The organism is Flavobacterium sp. GQ95 (genome assembly GCF_059758655.1).
This window is the reverse complement of the sequence record NZ_JCAXEB010000002.1, coordinates 102777-119282: the sequence shown is the minus strand read 5'-3', so window position 1 is coordinate 119282 and position 16506 is coordinate 102777. Positions and strand designations below refer to the sequence as shown.

Sequence of the window (16506 nt, the reverse complement as noted above, 5' to 3'; positions counted from 1 at the left end):
ATTATTTTTTATTCGAAAGTTTTTCAGCATTATATTCCTGAACTAATTTCAAAGTATGACTTAAAGAGGTCAGGTCTTTCCAATCATCATGGCCGGTTATGATATATTTAGGGCTCTTAAATTTAGATTGCACTTTTTTAATGGATTTCTCCCACTCTTTTACATTTGCGTCACCCAAATACCCTAAATCTTTTGCTTCTGCGCTCTTGATAAAACAACCTCCATAAAGCAATTTTTCTTTTTCAAACCAAACTACAATATTATCCGAAGCATGTCCTTTTCCCGGATAATATACCTCAAAAGAATACTGTCCAACTCTAAATGTAGTATCATTGGAAATTACAAATTCTGCTCTTTTTTCATTCTTCTCTTTAAGAATTTGATCCGTTGCTTTTATAGTATAAGTTTTAATTCCTTTTTGTCCGTAAAAACCCAAACCTCCTGCACGGTCTTCATGAGAATGCGTTGCAAAACACATAATAACTTCTTTATTATGCCTTGCTTTTATAGTATCTAACAATGGTTGAAACTGCGTTTGATCCCAGGGCGCATCAAATAAAACAACACCCTTATCCGTAACAAGATATAGGGCATTAGCAGAAATCAAAGTTCCTTTATAATCATGAAATGTTTTATAAACATAAAAGTCACCTGTAAGATGACTTATTTGTAATGGCGAATTCTTAGATTGTCCAAAACTATTGGATAGTATTGCTAAGAATAAAATTATCGAAGCTAATTTTCGCATATTTCTTTTTATTTCACTCGTGTCCAATATTGTGTTCTTCCCATGATAGAAATTCCAACATAACCACGAAGTTTTAATTTATCAGCAGATTCTAACTCAATATAACATTTGTATTTTTTACCATTTGTAGGATCCAAAATTGTTCCTCCATTATATTCAGAACCATCTTTTTTAAGTCCGTTAATGATAACCATTCCTAAAATTGGTTTGTTTTTTTCTGCTCCTTCACATTTAACGCACACATCCTTTTTATGATCAGCACGAAGTATCTCTACCACTTTGCCGTATATCTTACCTGATTTTTCGTAAACCTCTACTACCGATTTTGCCTCGCCCGTTTCATCATCAATCGTTTTCCATTTTCCAATGACACTTTGCGCCTGAATAGTGCTTATTGTTAGAAAAAAAACACCAATTGCTAACATCCAATTTTTCATACTATTTATTTTTTTTTTGTTTTAATTTTCTGATTGAAGCATTCAATTCGAACCCTAAAAGCAGAATCATACAGTTAATCCAAATGTAAAACATTAGAATTAATAATGTCCCAATAGAACCATAAAGTTCGTTATATTTTGAGAATTTTATAACCCAAATCCCAAAAAAGAACGAAGATATAACAATTAAGATCGTTGTAAAAACAGATCCTATGCTAATAAATGGCACTTTATTGTACTGTTTTGTACCATAACGTAATAATATTGAAGATGTTATCAAAATCATTAAAATAACGAACAAATATCGTCCTAAAATAATGAGCGGAATACGATCACTCAACACATCCTGAATAATTGTTTTTTGAATAAATACCTCAAAAACGACAATTGTAGCCACCGTCACAAACAAAATAATCGTCATTACAAGTGATATTGCCAAAGCCACTAAATACTGACTAAAGAAACCACGTTTATCAAAAACATGTTTCGATGATTCAAAACCACTTAAAATTCCATTAATACCATTGGACATCAAAAAAATAGAAAGCAAAAATCCAGAAGAAAGTAATCCAGAGTGACTATTATTTAAAATATCACTGATAATTTTACTAATTGCATCGTAAGTATTTGGCGGAACTCCCTGCTGAACAAACTGCAGAAAATCATCCTGAAAACCTTCAATTGGAATATAGGGAATCAAGTTTAAAATAAATAGCGCAAAAGGAAACAGCGCCATAAAAAAGCTAAACGAAACGGCGCTTGCGTGATACGAAAATGCTCCTTCCAGAATTCCGAGCGTATACATTTCAAGCAAATCGTATAACGAGAATCCTTCTAACCAAGGCAATTTTATTTTCTTTAAAAGCCGGGCTAACGAACGTACAACGGGTACTTTTTCAATCCGATCTTCTATCTCTTGAGACATATTATTTTTGATTTTAGATTGTTGAGTTTAGATTTTAGATTATTCTCAAACTCATAACTTATAACTCATAACTCTTTAAAAAGCTTTTAAGCTCAAATCCATGTTATAAATCGAATGCGTCAAAGCCCCGGATGAAATATAATTTACACCACAAAGACCGTATTCGCGAATGGTTTTTTCGTTGATATTTCCAGATGATTCTGTTTGGCATTTTTTACCGATTAATGCTACAGCCGTTTTAGTATCTTCATAGTTAAAATTATCGATCAGAATTCTGTGGACACCATCACTTAGCAAAATTTCACGAATTTCATCTAAATTTCTTGCTTCCACAATGATCTTTAAATCCAAATTATTCGCTTTTAAATAATCTTTTGTTTTCTTTATAGCAAGCGTAATTCCGCCAGCAAAGTCAATATGATTGTCTTTTAGCATAATCATATCATACAAAGCATAACGATGATTTTCGCCTCCTCCTATTTTTACAGCCCATTTTTCAGCCACTCTAAAGTTTGGAGTTGTTTTACGAGTATCTAATATTTTAGCGCCAGTTCCTTCTAAAAGTTGCATTAATTGACTGGTTTTTGTAGCAATTGCAGACATACGTTGCATCGTATTCAAAACCACTCTTTCGGACTTTAAAATAGACTGTGAACTTCCTGAAACTTCAAAAACCACATCGCCATATTCTACATGTGTTCCATCTTCAATAAAAGTTTTCATTTTTAATTTTGGATCAACAAATTCAAAAATCATTTTTGCCAATGCAACACCAGCAATAATTCCCTGATCTTTTACCAATAATTTAGCTTGTCCGTGTGCTGTATCAGGAATACAGGCTAATGAACTATAATCTCCCGGACCTACATCTTCTCGAATTGCATTGCTGATCAATAGTTGTAATTCGGTTTGAAATTGTGCTTCGCTAATCATTTTTCTTAAATTTTATAAGATGCTAAAGTAGGACTTATTTTGGGGATTTAAAAGTTCCTTTAACACGAAAAGTCAATTAATATCTTAATTATCTCTTTTTTTCACCATTAAGATATCAAGAAAAATTTAGCATTTACAGTTACCAAACTTAATCCCTTAATGGTTCAAAAATTAAAGAACATTAAATATCTTTGAGGTTCATTCAAACAAAATCATGGGATTAATTAAAGATATTTACTCAGTTTCTTTTTACGAAAAATTTGGTCAGGCTGTCGCCGAAGTGCACCCGACGTTCAACAAACAAAAATTTATTGAAGCGATTTACGACGGCGATTTTGCGCAAAAAGAATGGAAAGACCGCATGAAACATACGACAGTTGTTTTGCATCAATTTATGCCTGAAAATTTTCCGGAAGCCGTTGCTTTAATTGACAAAATAATTAAAACCTTAAAGAAAAACAGTTTTACTGATGGCAACCTGGCGTTCATTTTCTTTGCCGATTATATCGAAAAGTACGGTTTAGACGATTTTAAAACCTCAGCGAAAGCCTTTGTGTCCATTACACAATTTATCAGTTGTGAATTTGCTGTTCGTCCTTTCATTTTAAAATATAAAGAAAAGATGATCGATGAAATGAGAAAATGGTCGTTGCATGAAAATCATCATGTACGCAGATTGTCCAGCGAAGGCTCTCGCCCGAGATTACCATGGGCAATGGCAATTCCGTTTTTAAAGAAAGATCCAACTTCGATTCTGCCTATTTTAGAGAATTTAAAAAATGATCCTTCAGAATATGTTCGCCGAAGCGTAGCCAATAACCTGAATGATATTGTAAAAGATAATCCGGAAATTGTACTTGAAATTGCTCAAAAATGGAAAGACATCAGTAAAGAAACGGATGGAATTATAAAACACGGTTGCCGTACTTTACTAAAACAAGGACATCCTGAAATACTGAGTCACTATGGTTTAGAAAGTACCAATATCGAACTTTCAAATTTCGAAATCAAAACGCCAAAAGTCAAAATTGGAGAATATTTACAGTTTCAATTTCACTTAAATAATAAAAATAGTGAAGCCAAAACCATTCGTTTAGAATACGCGATTCATTATAAAAAATCAAAAGGGCATCTGGCTAAAAAAGTCTTTAAAATCAGTGAGAAAATCTACCAGTCTAATCAATTAACCAAAGTCGAAAGAAATCAATCTTTTAAATTAATTACAACTCGTGTTTTCCATACCGGAATGCATCAATTGTCTGTTATTATTAATGGAACAGAAAGTGAGGCTTTGGAATTTGAATTGATTAGGTAATTAAAAAACAAACACAAATTACACCAATTTTCACTAATCTATTGGTGTTAATTCGTTTAATTCGTGTTATATTTTCATTTCAAATAGATTCTTTAAAATTCTATTTCTTACTTTTATAGTTAACACTTAAAAACAATTTTCTTAATCTAAATTAAGTTACAGATCGCAGTTACCACTGTAATTTTGTTTTCAAATCAAAAATAACCATGTCAAATATCAGTTTAATTATCGAAGAACGTTCTGCCAATATTGGCAATTTTATGGTAGGCAGATTATTGCCCTTCCGTGAAAAAAGAGCTGTCGGACCATTTGTATTTATCGACCATATGGGACCTGCTCATTTAAGTGATCATGAAAATATGGATGTTCCTCCGCATCCTCATATTGGCCTTTCAACATTGACATTTTTGTTTGAAGGAAGCATCATGCACCGAGATAGTTTAGGAACCGAATTAGAAATAAAACCAGGCGCTGTAAACTGGATGACGGCCGGAAAAGGAATTGTACATTCTGAAAGAACTCCGGAGTATTTAAGACATTCTGATAAAATGCTGCACGGTTTACAAATTTGGGTAGCACTTCCAAAAGAATTGGAACAAATGGATCCGAATTTTGCACATGTTGAAGCAGATGATATTCCGAAATGGGAAGAAGATGGTGTTTCGTATAAACTAATTGCCGGAGAAGCTTTCGGAAAAAAATCTCCAGTTCCAGTTTATAGTCCACTTTATTTTATTGAAATTAAAAGTAAAGAGGCTAAAAAAATCAATATTGGAAAAGATTTATTCGGCGAAAGCGGATTGTATATTTTGGAAGGAAGCATTAAAAGCGGCGAGCATGTTTACGATCCAAAACAGATTCTGATAACCAATGATAGTACTTTATGTGAGTTTGAAATTGCAGAAAACTCTACTGTTTATATTTTTGGTGGACAGCCATTTCCTGAAGAACATTTTATCTTTTGGAATTTTGTTTCTTCAGATAAAGAGCTCATCGAAAAAGCAAAAAAAGACTGGACAGAACAAACTTTCCCGAAAGTTCCGGGCGAAACCGAGTTTGTCCCATTACCTGAACCAAGAATCAAATAATTTATGGATACCATTAAAGCACAAATCGATACACGAAAATATCGTACTGAAATAACATCTAAAAGTGGCAATATTCTGATTTCAGATGAACCACAGGAAATGGGCGGAAAAAATTTAGGGTTTAGTCCGTTTGAACTTCTGGCTTCATCTCTGGCTTCCTGTACTTTAATTACGTTACGAATGTATATTGACCGCAAAGGATGGGATGTTTCAGAGCTCGCAATTTGGGTTGACTTTGAAAAAAATGAAGAACATACCGTTTCTTTGCTTTCAACAAAAATCCTAATCACAGGTAATGTAGACGATGCGCAAAAGCAACGAATTTTGAAAATCGCAAATAGTTGTCCGGTTCATAAAACACTCATAAATACAATTAAAATAGAAACTTCTCTAGTATAAATAATCTTAAATAAACAATCATGGAAATAAAACAAATCAACGATATAAAAAGAGGTCATTTTGAAGCTGTAGAAGACGGAAAAGAAGCTGGAAAAATGACTTACACCTGGGCTGGAGATTCAAAATTCATCATCGACCACACGGAAGTTAGCGAAGAATTCAACGGAAAAGGTGTTGGCAAAAAATTACTTATGGCTACAGTAGATTATGCAAGAAATAATAACTTGAAAATTATTCCGCTTTGCCCTTTTGCAAAAAGTGTTTTTGATAAGACTGAGGAAATTAGGGATGTACTTTTTTCTTAAAGTCGCTAAGATTCTAAGCTACTAAGCTTCTGAGATTTTAATATAGAGACGTACAGCTGTACGTCTTATTTTTTAATATTTAATATTTTTATAAAAACATTCAAATGGAAGAATTAGAAAAACTGAAAGAAGATTACAAAATTTTCAAATTTGCAACTGAAGAAGAGTTTAATACAATTCATTCACAATTTAAAAGTACAATGGAATTTGTCCAAAGTGAAAAAGAAAAAACTATTGCTATGACTGAAACTTTTAGAAATTTAGCTGAATTCATGAAAGAAATAACTATAAGATTTGAGACGAAAGATATGGAAATACAATTACTAAATACCCAAATTAAAACTTTAGAAATACTAATTAAAACGCAAGATTTAAAACTTCAAATGCTAGAAAATAAAATAAATGATTTATAATAAATATTTAATTCTGACTCTACCACTCCTATTTATTATCTTATAGCTTAGCGAACTTCTCCAAAAATCTCAAAAAAAACTTAGCGCTCTTTGCGTAAAACCTTTGTGAACTTTGCGGTAAAATCAACGCAAAGCAAAACACATTTTCAAATCTCCTCGAAAAGCCTTACATTTGCATGTAATTTAAACTTAGAGTATGACGAGGATAATTACACTTTTCTGTTTTTTTATAGCGCAAATCGGCTTTTCTCAAACAGTTGACAACTATTTAGAAAAAATTAGAAACAACGAAGCTCTCTTAACAGCTTTTTTTCAACAAATGCCTAAAGGAGGCGATTTACATCATCATTTTTCGGGATCAATTTATACAGAACCGCTTTTGGAAAGAGCCATTGCAGAAGATTTTTATCTGAATTTAGAAACAATGGAAGTCGCTAAAATAAAACCTTCAAAAGGCAATTGGCAAATTTTCTCTTCTCTCAAAAACGAAGGAAAATTATCTTTCTATCAGCAACTAGTAATGCAAACCTGGTCAGCTAAAGATTATAATGGTTCCGTACCTTCTGATGATTTGTTTTTTGACTCTTTTCAAAAATTCGAGCCTACTATCCAAGGTCACTTTGCAGAAGGAATGCTCGAATTAAAAAAACGTGCCATTGCAGAAAATGTAAGTTACATCGAAACACAATTATCAACGATTCCGTGCGATATGAATGTTTCTGACTTAACCGATTTTAATTCAAAACTACGTCAGGCTTCCACTCAAAAAGATGAAAAAGCGGTAATAAAACTTTTAGATGAATTGTATAAAAGTATTCAGCATAAAGAAGCCAAAAAATATGCGATCGATTTCAATACTAATTTCATCGCAAAATTGCACAAAGACTTAAAAATCGACGACGAGAAATTTACGATGCGTTATCAAAACTTTGTCCTTCGTTTTATGGATCCGGTTGATTTATTCAAGAATTTGACTATTGCTTTTATCTCGGCAAACGATAGCAAATTGGTTGCCGGTGTAAACATCGTTTCACCTGAACATGGCGAAAATTCTATGAAGGATTATTGGTTGCACATGGTTATGTTTAAATATTGTCACGCTAAATTTCCAGATGTAAAATACACGCTGCATGCAGGTGAACTTACTTTAGGTTTGGTTCAGCCGGAAGATTTAACCTGGCATATTAATGATGCGATTCATATTGCGGGCGCAAACAGAATTGGACACGGAGTTGATATCGCATACGAACAAAACTCATATGATCTGTTGCGCTATATGGCCAAAAACAATATTCCGATTGAGATTAATCTGGCAAGCAATGAATTTATTTTGAAAGTAAAAGACGGTCGTCATCCGTTCACGCTTTACAAAGAATTTAATGTGCCAATTGTAATTAGTACAGATGATGCTGGAATCTTGAGAACCAATATGACAGAACAATATGTTTTATTGACAAAAAGATATCCTGATGTTTCGTATGCGACCATAAAACAATATGTTTACAATAGCATCAATTATAGTTTTATTCAGGATGCATCGGTAAAAAAACAATTATTGAAAGATTTGGATGCAAGATTTAAAACTTTTGAAGATAAATTTTCTAAAAACTAAAATAATAAAATCTGCTGAATCTGCTAAATCTGCGTGCTAAAATTATCTCACGCAGATTTAGCAGATTCAGCAGATAAAAAATAAATTTGTAATCCTATTAAATATGATCCTGGAAGCCGCTTTTCTTTATATTAAACGAGATTTATTAACTCAATTCGAAGTTGATTTTGCAAAGGCAAGTCAATATATCTCTTCAGTTGATGGATATTTAGGCCACACACTACGGAAATGTCTTGAAATAGAAAACAAGTATCTTTTATTAGTTGATTGGAATACACTTGAAGATCATACAGTAGGCTTTAGAAATTCTGAACCTTATTTAGAATGGAAGAAGATTTTGCACAATTATTATGAGCCATTTCCGATTGTAGAACATTTCGAAACCGTTTTTGAGAATAGAAAATAGCCCACAGATTTTACGGATTGAACGGATTATCACCGATTCTTTTTTTTTAAATTCGCGCAATTCATGGCAAAAAATAATTTATCAGATGAACATCAAACTTATCGCCATTGGCAAAACCGACAATAAATCGTTGCAGACATTAATCGACGATTATACCAAACGTTTGTCGTTTTATATCAAATTTGATTTGGAAATTATTCCCGATATCAAAAACGTAAAGAACTTATCTGAAAGTCAGCAAAAGGAAAAAGAAGGCGAATTGATTTTGTCTAAACTTTCTCCGACAGATCAATTGATTTTATTGGATGAAAACGGAAAAAACTTCTCCAGCGTTGGTTTTTCTGAAGAATTACAAAAGAAAATGAATTCCGGAATTAAAACTTTAGTTTTCGTTATTGGTGGCCCTTACGGTTTTTCAGATATGGTCTACAGCAAAGCTCAGGGAAAAATTTCACTTTCGCTGATGACGTTTTCACATCAAATGGTTCGTTTGTTTTTTATCGAACAGTTGTATCGCGGTTTTACTATTTTAAGAAATGAACCTTATCATCACCAATAAGAAAGTATAGAGTCGAAGTTTTTAGTATTCAGTTTTAGTAGATAAATTCTTCTTCTTCACTTATAAAAACAAATGGAATCTTTTTATCAATTATAGTTTTTACCAAGGTTTTACACTGAATATAATCTCCATAAAGCATATTTTTATCGTATGAAAATATAATTTCAGCTTTCGGATTTATCACTAAGCTGTCCAAAAAAGGTTTCAGATTATTTTTAGAAAAATCATACGTTTTTCTTCCTCTATATTCTATCATTCCATTTTTTCTAAAATATAACTGGCTAATATTTTTGCTAACATTCTCCATTTTATAGTACACTTTCGTGAAAGGCAAAAAAGCTAAATTCTTTCCAATAGAATCTGCGTAAGAATAATAATTTTGTGCTTTTTCATTTTTGTGGGCTTTCTCTCCTCGCTTTTTTTCCTGTAGTTTCATTACTTCCGGAATCACTAATCTCAAAGGCAAACGCTTGTCAATATTGAAAATCCAGTTGGTTGAGATGATACTGTTTTTTCTGTTTACTTCGGCGATTGTGTCTTTGCCTTCTGTTTTGAAAAAGATATAAATTGGCGAATAATCTTGAACGTCTTTTACAATTGAAACATTTGCTTTTGGGAGTAAGACGTCTTTTTTTCCTTCACATGAAAAAAGAAAAACCACTAACAGGAAACTTAAGTATTTCATAAACTAAAATTTAAATTTTAAACACATAGAAACATAGATTTTGTAAACTTAGAAAAGGCATTTCATTTGCATTAAGACACATAAGTTATGTGTGAGAAACATGTTTCTTTTTGTATTCTTTTTTAAACACATAAAAATCTATGTTTCTATGTGTTTAAAATACGCGGAGATTTTACAAATTCATTTTCTCAAACAAAGTCACACATTCCACCGCCTCTTTTACATCATGCACACGCAGAATTTTTGCACCTTTTGTTAACGCAATTGTATTCAAAACTGTTGTTCCATTTAACGCATCTTGCGCTGTAGTATGCAACGTTTTATAAATCATGGATTTTCTTGAAACCCCAGCTAAAACTGGCAATTCTAATAAATTAAAAAGTTCCATTTTTTGTAAAACTTCATAATTCTGATCGGTTGTTTTGGCAAAACCGAAACCTGGGTCTAAGATTAAATCATTAATTCCAAGGTTCCTTGCCTTTTTTACTTTTTCAGAAAAATAAAAAAGCATTTCTTTTACAATATCATCATATTGCGCCAAAGTCTGCATGGTTTGCGGATTCCCACGCATATGCATCATTATATACGGAACATTGTATGCTGCAATTACATCAAACATTTTATCGTCTAATTCTCCTGCTGCAATATCGTTTATAATTGATGCGCCGCTTTCTATACTTGCTTTTACAACTTCAGCCCTAAAAGTATCTATCGATAATAAAGCTTCAGGAAAATGTTTTAAAATCAATTCAATTACCGGAACAATACGTTCAATTTCTTCAACTTCGGTTACAAATTCGGCACTTGGTTTACTCGAATAAGCACCAATATCTATAAATGTCGCCCCTTCTGAAAGCATTTTACCTACCTGAGCGATGATCTCCTCTTCATTTTTATACTTTCCTCCGTCAAAAAAGGAATTCGGCGTCACATTTAAAATTCCCATTACTTTAGGAATTGACAAATCAATAAGTTGACCTTTGCAGTTAATCAGCATCTGTTAGTTATTTTTGTTTCAGGTTTCAAGTTTCAAGTTATAGCATTAACACTTTGTTTAGAAAAAACTTGAAACAAAGAAAACCTGAAACTTGAAACTCTTAAAAAATTATCCTTATTTTTGAAGAAATTTTAGCAAATATACAGCAATAAATGAAGAATACTTCCCTTGAATTTGATAATGTAATTACGGTTTGCCGTACACTATATATCAACAAAATGAAAGATTATGGTAGTGCATGGAGAATTTTAAGACTGCCTTCGCTAACCGATCAGATATTCATAAAAGCACAAAGAATCAGAAGTTTACAGGAAACCGAAATCCGTAAAGTAGATGAAGATGAAAAAGGAGAATTCATCGGAATCATCAATTATTCGATTATGGCTCTGATTCAGTTAGAATTGGGCGTTGCTGATCAGCCAGATTTAGATGTTGAAAAAGCAACCAAATTATACGACGCTAAAATTAAACTGACCAAAGAGTTAATGGAAGCCAAAAATCATGATTATGGCGAGGCCTGGCGTGATATGCGTGTAAGCTCGTTGACTGATTTGATTCTTCAAAAAATACTTCGCGTAAAACAAATTGAAGACAATAAAGGTAAAACTTTAGTTTCGGAAGGCATCGATGCTAATTATCAGGATATGATTAATTATGCGGTTTTTGCTTTGATTTTAAACCCATTGAAATAAAAAATTCAAAAGATAAAATTCCAAATTCCAATCCCTACTATTTGGAATTTAAAAATTGGAATTTTTAATAACCTCAAACTATGAAAAACATCATTACTCAATTCTCCCGAATATTTGTCGGCGTATTATTTATCATTTCAGGATTAATAAAACTAAATGATCCGGTTGGTTTCTCCTATAAACTGGCTGAATATTTTAGCGAACCGGTTTTCAATATGCCGTTTTTAGAGCCATTGGCTTTAGGCTTAGCTATCTTTTTAGTAATTTTAGAAGTGGTTTTAGGCGTAATGTTATTGGTGGGTTATAAAACAAGAACTACGATTTGGGCTTTATTGATTTTAATCGTTTTCTTTACCTTCCTTACCTTCTACTCTGCTTATTTTGATGTGGTAAAAGATTGCGGATGTTTTGGAGATGCTTTGCATTTGACGCCTTGGCAATCATTCACAAAAGATGTGGTATTGCTTTTCTTTATTTTGATTTTATTCTTTAATCAGAAATTAGTAAAACCATTATTTTCAACTCCACAAACCAATTTTGCCGTTTATGTAAGCGTTGCTTTATGTGCATTTATGGCGTTTTGGGTTTTGAATCACAATCCGATTAAAGATTTCCGTCCTTACAAAGTAGGAACTAATATAGAAAAAGGAATGGAAATTCCAGAAGGTGCTCCAAAGTCTGTAGTTGAAATGATTTTCATCTACAAAGTAAACGGCGTTGATAAAGAATTTGGTGAAAAAGATCTAATGAATATTCCTGCAGGAGCGACTTTTGTTGACAGAAAAGACAAAGTGATTACAGAAGGTTATGTTCCGCCAATTCATGATTTCACGATGACAAAAGACGATTCTGACTATAAAGAGGAACTTTTAAAAGAGCCAAAATTATTACTTTTTGTTACTTATGATTTGGCTTTATCTGAACCAGCGGGAATGAAAAAGTTAGAAGGTTTAAACAAAGAAGCAAAAGCTAAAGGCTACAAAGTAGTTGCTATGACAGCTTCAGGAGCTGATGAAATTGCAAAAGCTAAAAAACAGTACGGCTTAAATGTTGATTTTTATTTCTGTGATGCAACGGCTCTAAAAACGATTGAAAGAGCCAATCCTAGTATTGTTGTTTTACACAACGGAACTGTTATTCAGAAAGTGCATTATAATGATGTTGATGATTTGAAATTGTAATATTTTCAAATAAATATAATAACGCCAATTTTTCTATTCCTGTAGTTAAATTGGCGTTTTTCTTTGTCAAAACATTTCGTACGAAAAATATTAAATTATGTTTTTTGTTTTATATTTTTGGTACAATTATCCCAAGAAAGCAAAGCAATCTATGAAACCATCACTAAAGTTCTTATTTACTTCTATATTTACCGTATTTTATATTTTTACATCTTTCAGCCAGGAAAAAACACCAAAACAAAATCAACTATATATATTCTTTTTACACAATAAATTTATTGAAGAAAATGATTTGAATACCGCAAATCCGGAATATGGGAAAGCAGAATACAACGAGATCTTAGCTTCCTTCAGAAAAGACAATTTTATTGTTTACAGTGAAATCAGAAAGAAAAACACTAATGTTTATGACTACGCTGAAAAAATAGCCAAACAGGTTAATAAATTGCTTAAAAAAGGCGTACCTCCAAATAAAATAACTGTAATCGGAACTTCGAAAGGCGGTTATATTGCACAATATGTCTCGACTTTTGTGGCTAATCCAGATATGAATTTTGTTTTTATAGGTTGTTTTATGGATACCGATATAGAACAAATTCCGGATATCAATTACTGTGGAAACATTTTAACCATTTATGAAAAATCAGATATTTACGGCGTTTCAGCAATTAAAAGAAAAGAAACTTCCAAACTCAAAATAAATCATTTTAAAGAAATCGAATTGAATACCAATCTGAAGCACGGCTTTTTGTACAAAGCATTAGATTTATGGATTGCTCCTTGTAAAAAATGGGCAAATGGTAATTATGATTTGAATTAATAATTCCACAAAAAATATTTTAAAAGTCTTCAATAAATAAAATTTTATTGAAGACTTTTTTGTTGAAATCTGACGTTTTTCAATTTTAAAATTTACTCAAAAACAAAAAATACGTTCAAAATTTTACCTCATTAGAAGATCATTTCCAAAAATTTTCATTTTTCAAACTAACTATTACGATTTCAATCGCGTTTTTCTAACCGAAATTTTCAGTTTTGTTACAAAATAAACGACTCTTCAAATTTTGTTAATCTCTATTTAGCTTTCAATTTGTTTGTTTAACTTTGTTCGGCATGAATTATCCGTATTTCTGAATCACAAGAAATGATGAGCGGTATATTATTCTATTAAAAACAAAATTTATCTAAGTATGAAACAAATAGCCCTGATTGTAATTGCATTTATTACTTTTTCATGTTCTCAAGCTCAGAAAACGGAAAAAACAAGCTTTTCTAAAGAAGCGTTATCTGAAAAGTTATTAACTGTTGATGGAGGTCAGATTTCTTTCAAAAACATTTTAAAAAAATATAAAGGAAAAACTTTGGTAATCGAAGTTTGGGCCTCATGGTGTGGAGACTGCGTAAAAGCAATGCCAAAAGTAAAAGACTTACAAGCCAACAATCCAGATGTTTCTTACCTATTTCTTTCTGCTGATAAAACGGCTGAAAAATGGAAAATTGGTATTGAAAAACACGAATTAAAAGGCGATCATTTTATGATGAATGATGGTATGAAAGGTGTTTTTGGAAAAGCAATTGATCTGGACTGGATTCCAAGATATATTATCATTGACAAAACAGGAAAAATCGTTTTATACCGAGCTATTGAAACTGATTTTGATAAAATAAATGAAACTTTAAAAAGTTTAAAACAAGCTTAAACAGCTTTATAAATTACCACAAAAAACAAAAATTAAAAGAATAATAAAAACTACCAAAATGAGAAAAAAGATTGTTGCAGGAAACTGGAAAATGCATAAAAACGCAGAACAAACTCAAGAATTATTAAGTGAATTAATTACAAAAATACCTGCACAAACAACTGCTCAGGTAATTGTTGCACCAACATTTGTAAACTTACAAGCAGCAGTTGCTAAAGTTAAAAACACAACAATTGGAGTTGCTGCACAAAACGTACACCAGGCTGAAGGTGGTGCTTTTACAGGAGAAATTTCTGCCGACATGTTAACTAGCATTGGTGTAAATACAGTAATTCTAGGTCACTCTGAGCGTCGTGCTATTTTTCATGAAACTGATGCATTAATCGCAAACAAAGTAGATACAGCTTTGAAACATGATATGACTTTAATTTTCTGTTTTGGAGAAGAATTAAAAGATCGTCAATCAGGAAATCATTTCAATATTGTTGAAAATCAATTGCGTGATGGTATCTTCCATATTACAAAAGAATCCTGGTCAAAAGTTGTTTTAGCTTACGAACCCGTTTGGGCAATTGGAACCGGAGAAACTGCTTCGCCGGAACAAGCTCAGGAAATGCACGAATTTATCAGAGAAACAATCCGTAAAGCTTTTGGAGCTGCAATCGCTGACGAAGTTTCTATTTTATACGGTGGTTCTGTAAAACCAGACAACGCAAAAGAAATCTTTGGTAAACCAGACGTAGACGGTGGTTTAATTGGAGGCGCTGCTTTAAAAGCAGATGATTTCTTAGCAATTGTAACGGCTATTTAATTTTAGATTTTGATATCTAATTGTCATATAAAAGCGTTCGCTATGCGAACGCTTTTTTTTGTGCTTTAAATAATTCTTAAATTAATAATGTTCTCCGAGATAAGCAACTTCTGCTTTCTATTGTTACCTTTGCAAAAAAATTATTTATGTCAAATATATATTTAGGATACCATTTTACGATTGAGCCAAAAGAACCGGGATCAGAAATTTTAATTGCTGAATTAGGCGAAAAAGCGTTTGAGACTTTTACAGAAACAGAAACTGGAATTTCGGCTTATGTGAAAAAAGATTTATGGGATGAAAACATTCTGGATGACATTTATATTTTAGACTCGGAAGAATTTAAAATTGAATATACGGTTGAAGAAATCGATCAGGTAAACTGGAACGAAGAATGGGAGAAGAATTTTGAAGCAATTGATGTAGACGGAAAATGTCACGTTCGTGCTCCTTTTCATCCAAAAACTGATGCTGAATTTGATATTGTAATCGAACCAAAAATGAGTTTCGGAACCGGGCATCATGAAACAACACACATGATGATTCAGCATTTACTAGAAATGGATGTTGAAGGTTTAAAGACTCTAGACATGGGTTGTGGAACTGCAATTTTAGCCATTTTAGCTGAAATGAAAGGTGCTCAGCCAATAGATGCCATTGATATTGACAATTGGTGTTATTTGAATTCTATCGAAAATGCAGAACGCAATAACTGCAAACACATCACCGTTTATGAAGGCGATGCTACTTTATTAGCTGGTAAAAAATACGATTTGATTATTGCCAACATCAATAGAAATATCTTATTGAATGATATGCAAAGTTATGTTGATTGTTTGAATCCAAAAGGAATTATTCTTTTTAGTGGTTTCTATGAAGAAGATATTCCGTTTATCGATGCTTCATGCACCGATAAAGGATTAACTTATGTTAAAAAATTTCAAAGAAACAACTGGGTTTCATTAAAATACGTAAATTAGTTATAGTAATTACAACAGTACAAAAACCTAAAAACATGAGTACTAAAGAGAAAGTAAGAGAAAGAGTTCGTGAAAAAGAAGCAGTTGGTTTCAACAACGAAATCATTGTTTATAATGACGATGTAAACACTTTTGATCACGTAATTGATACTTTAATGCGTGTTTGCAGTCACACGGCTGAACAAGCAGAACAATGTTCCTTAATTGTACATTACAACGGAAAATGCACGGTAAAAACCGGGCCAATAGACAAGCTAAAACCTCAATGTACACAGCTTTTGGAAGCTGGACTTAGCGCCGAAATTGTTTAATTGTAAATA

The 16506-nt window shown here is 32.2% G+C and carries 21 protein-coding genes; 15 read left to right on the top strand and 6 right to left on the bottom strand.

Annotated elements, in window-relative coordinates:
• Window position 1: 1 nt before the first annotated feature.
• The 4 genes from bla-B1-FLAV to nadC form a co-directional block, all read right to left on the bottom strand.
• Window positions 2-748, bottom strand: a complete 747-nt coding sequence (gene bla-B1-FLAV / locus AC6CH4_RS05215; RefSeq protein WP_498100808.1) for a subclass B1 metallo-beta-lactamase — start codon at window positions 746-748, stop codon at window positions 2-4.
• A gap of 8 nt (window positions 749-756) precedes the next feature.
• Window positions 757-1185: a DUF2147 domain-containing protein gene (locus AC6CH4_RS05210; protein WP_498100806.1), complete on the bottom strand. Its 429-nt coding sequence runs from the start codon at window positions 1183-1185 to the stop codon at window positions 757-759.
• A gap of 1 nt (window position 1186) precedes the next feature.
• Window positions 1187-2110: a YihY/virulence factor BrkB family protein gene (locus AC6CH4_RS05205; protein ID WP_498100803.1), complete on the bottom strand. Its 924-nt coding sequence runs from the start codon at window positions 2108-2110 to the stop codon at window positions 1187-1189.
• Window positions 2111-2185: 75 nt separating this feature from the next.
• Window positions 2186-3043 (bottom strand): carboxylating nicotinate-nucleotide diphosphorylase, encoded by an 858-nt coding sequence (gene nadC / locus AC6CH4_RS05200; protein WP_498100801.1) that lies wholly within the window; start codon window positions 3041-3043, stop codon window positions 2186-2188.
• A gap of 214 nt (window positions 3044-3257) precedes the next feature.
• Between nadC and AC6CH4_RS05195 the strand changes: the two genes are divergently transcribed.
• The 8 genes from AC6CH4_RS05195 to rlmH all read left to right on the top strand — a co-directional run bounded on the left by AC6CH4_RS05195 (window position 3258) and on the right by rlmH (window position 9140).
• Window positions 3258-4358, top strand: coding sequence for a DNA alkylation repair protein (locus AC6CH4_RS05195; RefSeq protein WP_498100799.1), 1101 nt, complete (start codon window positions 3258-3260; stop codon window positions 4356-4358).
• A 206-nt stretch (window positions 4359-4564) separates the two neighbouring features.
• The gene (locus AC6CH4_RS05190; RefSeq protein ID WP_498100797.1) at window positions 4565-5446 is read left to right on the top strand and encodes a pirin family protein; all 882 of its coding nucleotides are present in this window, start codon (window positions 4565-4567) and stop codon (window positions 5444-5446) included.
• A 3-nt stretch (window positions 5447-5449) separates the two neighbouring features.
• Complete coding sequence (locus AC6CH4_RS05185; protein ID WP_498100795.1) at window positions 5450-5845, top strand: OsmC family protein; 396 nt, start codon at window positions 5450-5452, stop codon at window positions 5843-5845.
• A 20-nt stretch (window positions 5846-5865) separates the two neighbouring features.
• Window positions 5866-6150: a GNAT family N-acetyltransferase gene (locus tag AC6CH4_RS05180; protein WP_498100793.1), complete on the top strand. Its 285-nt coding sequence runs from the start codon at window positions 5866-5868 to the stop codon at window positions 6148-6150.
• Window positions 6151-6254: 104 nt separating this feature from the next.
• A complete protein-coding gene (locus AC6CH4_RS05175) occupies window positions 6255-6563 on the top strand; it encodes a hypothetical protein (protein WP_498100791.1) in 309 nt (102 codons plus the stop codon).
• Between the two features lie 196 nt (window positions 6564-6759).
• On the top strand, window positions 6760-8175 hold the full coding sequence (locus AC6CH4_RS05170) for an amidohydrolase family protein (protein WP_498100789.1): 1416 nt from the start codon (window positions 6760-6762) through the stop codon (window positions 8173-8175).
• Between the two features lie 103 nt (window positions 8176-8278).
• The gene (locus tag AC6CH4_RS05165) at window positions 8279-8581 is read left to right on the top strand and encodes an antibiotic biosynthesis monooxygenase family protein (protein ID WP_498100787.1); all 303 of its coding nucleotides are present in this window, start codon (window positions 8279-8281) and stop codon (window positions 8579-8581) included.
• A gap of 85 nt (window positions 8582-8666) precedes the next feature.
• Window positions 8667-9140, top strand: coding sequence for a 23S rRNA (pseudouridine(1915)-N(3))-methyltransferase RlmH (gene rlmH / locus AC6CH4_RS05160; RefSeq protein ID WP_498100785.1), 474 nt, complete (start codon window positions 8667-8669; stop codon window positions 9138-9140).
• A 34-nt stretch (window positions 9141-9174) separates the two neighbouring features.
• Here rlmH and AC6CH4_RS05155 read toward each other — a convergent pair whose 3' ends face one another.
• The gene (locus AC6CH4_RS05155) at window positions 9175-9825 is read right to left on the bottom strand and encodes a hypothetical protein (RefSeq protein ID WP_498100783.1); all 651 of its coding nucleotides are present in this window, start codon (window positions 9823-9825) and stop codon (window positions 9175-9177) included.
• A gap of 172 nt (window positions 9826-9997) precedes the next feature.
• Window positions 9998-10822, bottom strand: a complete 825-nt coding sequence (gene folP, locus AC6CH4_RS05150; protein ID WP_498100781.1) for a dihydropteroate synthase — start codon at window positions 10820-10822, stop codon at window positions 9998-10000.
• A gap of 152 nt (window positions 10823-10974) precedes the next feature.
• Between folP and AC6CH4_RS05145 the strand changes: the two genes are divergently transcribed.
• The 7 genes from AC6CH4_RS05145 (at window position 10975) to AC6CH4_RS05115 (ending at window position 16497) form a co-directional block, all read left to right on the top strand.
• Window positions 10975-11514 (top strand): DUF1599 domain-containing protein, encoded by a 540-nt coding sequence (locus tag AC6CH4_RS05145; protein WP_498100779.1) that lies wholly within the window; start codon window positions 10975-10977, stop codon window positions 11512-11514.
• Between the two features lie 80 nt (window positions 11515-11594).
• Window positions 11595-12695 (top strand): BT_3928 family protein, encoded by a 1101-nt coding sequence (locus AC6CH4_RS05140; protein ID WP_498100777.1) that lies wholly within the window; start codon window positions 11595-11597, stop codon window positions 12693-12695.
• Between the two features lie 151 nt (window positions 12696-12846).
• Window positions 12847-13515 carry an alpha/beta hydrolase gene (locus tag AC6CH4_RS05135; protein ID WP_498100775.1) on the top strand — a complete coding sequence of 223 codons (669 nt, stop codon included), beginning with the start codon at window positions 12847-12849 and terminating at the stop codon, window positions 13513-13515.
• A 370-nt stretch (window positions 13516-13885) separates the two neighbouring features.
• Window positions 13886-14395: a TlpA family protein disulfide reductase gene (locus tag AC6CH4_RS05130; protein WP_498100773.1), complete on the top strand. Its 510-nt coding sequence runs from the start codon at window positions 13886-13888 to the stop codon at window positions 14393-14395.
• Between the two features lie 58 nt (window positions 14396-14453).
• On the top strand, window positions 14454-15206 hold the full coding sequence (tpiA, locus tag AC6CH4_RS05125) for a triose-phosphate isomerase (RefSeq protein WP_498100771.1): 753 nt from the start codon (window positions 14454-14456) through the stop codon (window positions 15204-15206).
• Between the two features lie 146 nt (window positions 15207-15352).
• A complete protein-coding gene (prmA, locus tag AC6CH4_RS05120) occupies window positions 15353-16186 on the top strand; it encodes a 50S ribosomal protein L11 methyltransferase (RefSeq protein WP_498100769.1) in 834 nt (277 codons plus the stop codon).
• Between the two features lie 35 nt (window positions 16187-16221).
• Window positions 16222-16497, top strand: coding sequence for an ATP-dependent Clp protease adaptor ClpS (locus AC6CH4_RS05115; RefSeq protein ID WP_294780715.1), 276 nt, complete (start codon window positions 16222-16224; stop codon window positions 16495-16497).
• Window positions 16498-16506 lie beyond the last annotated feature (9 nt).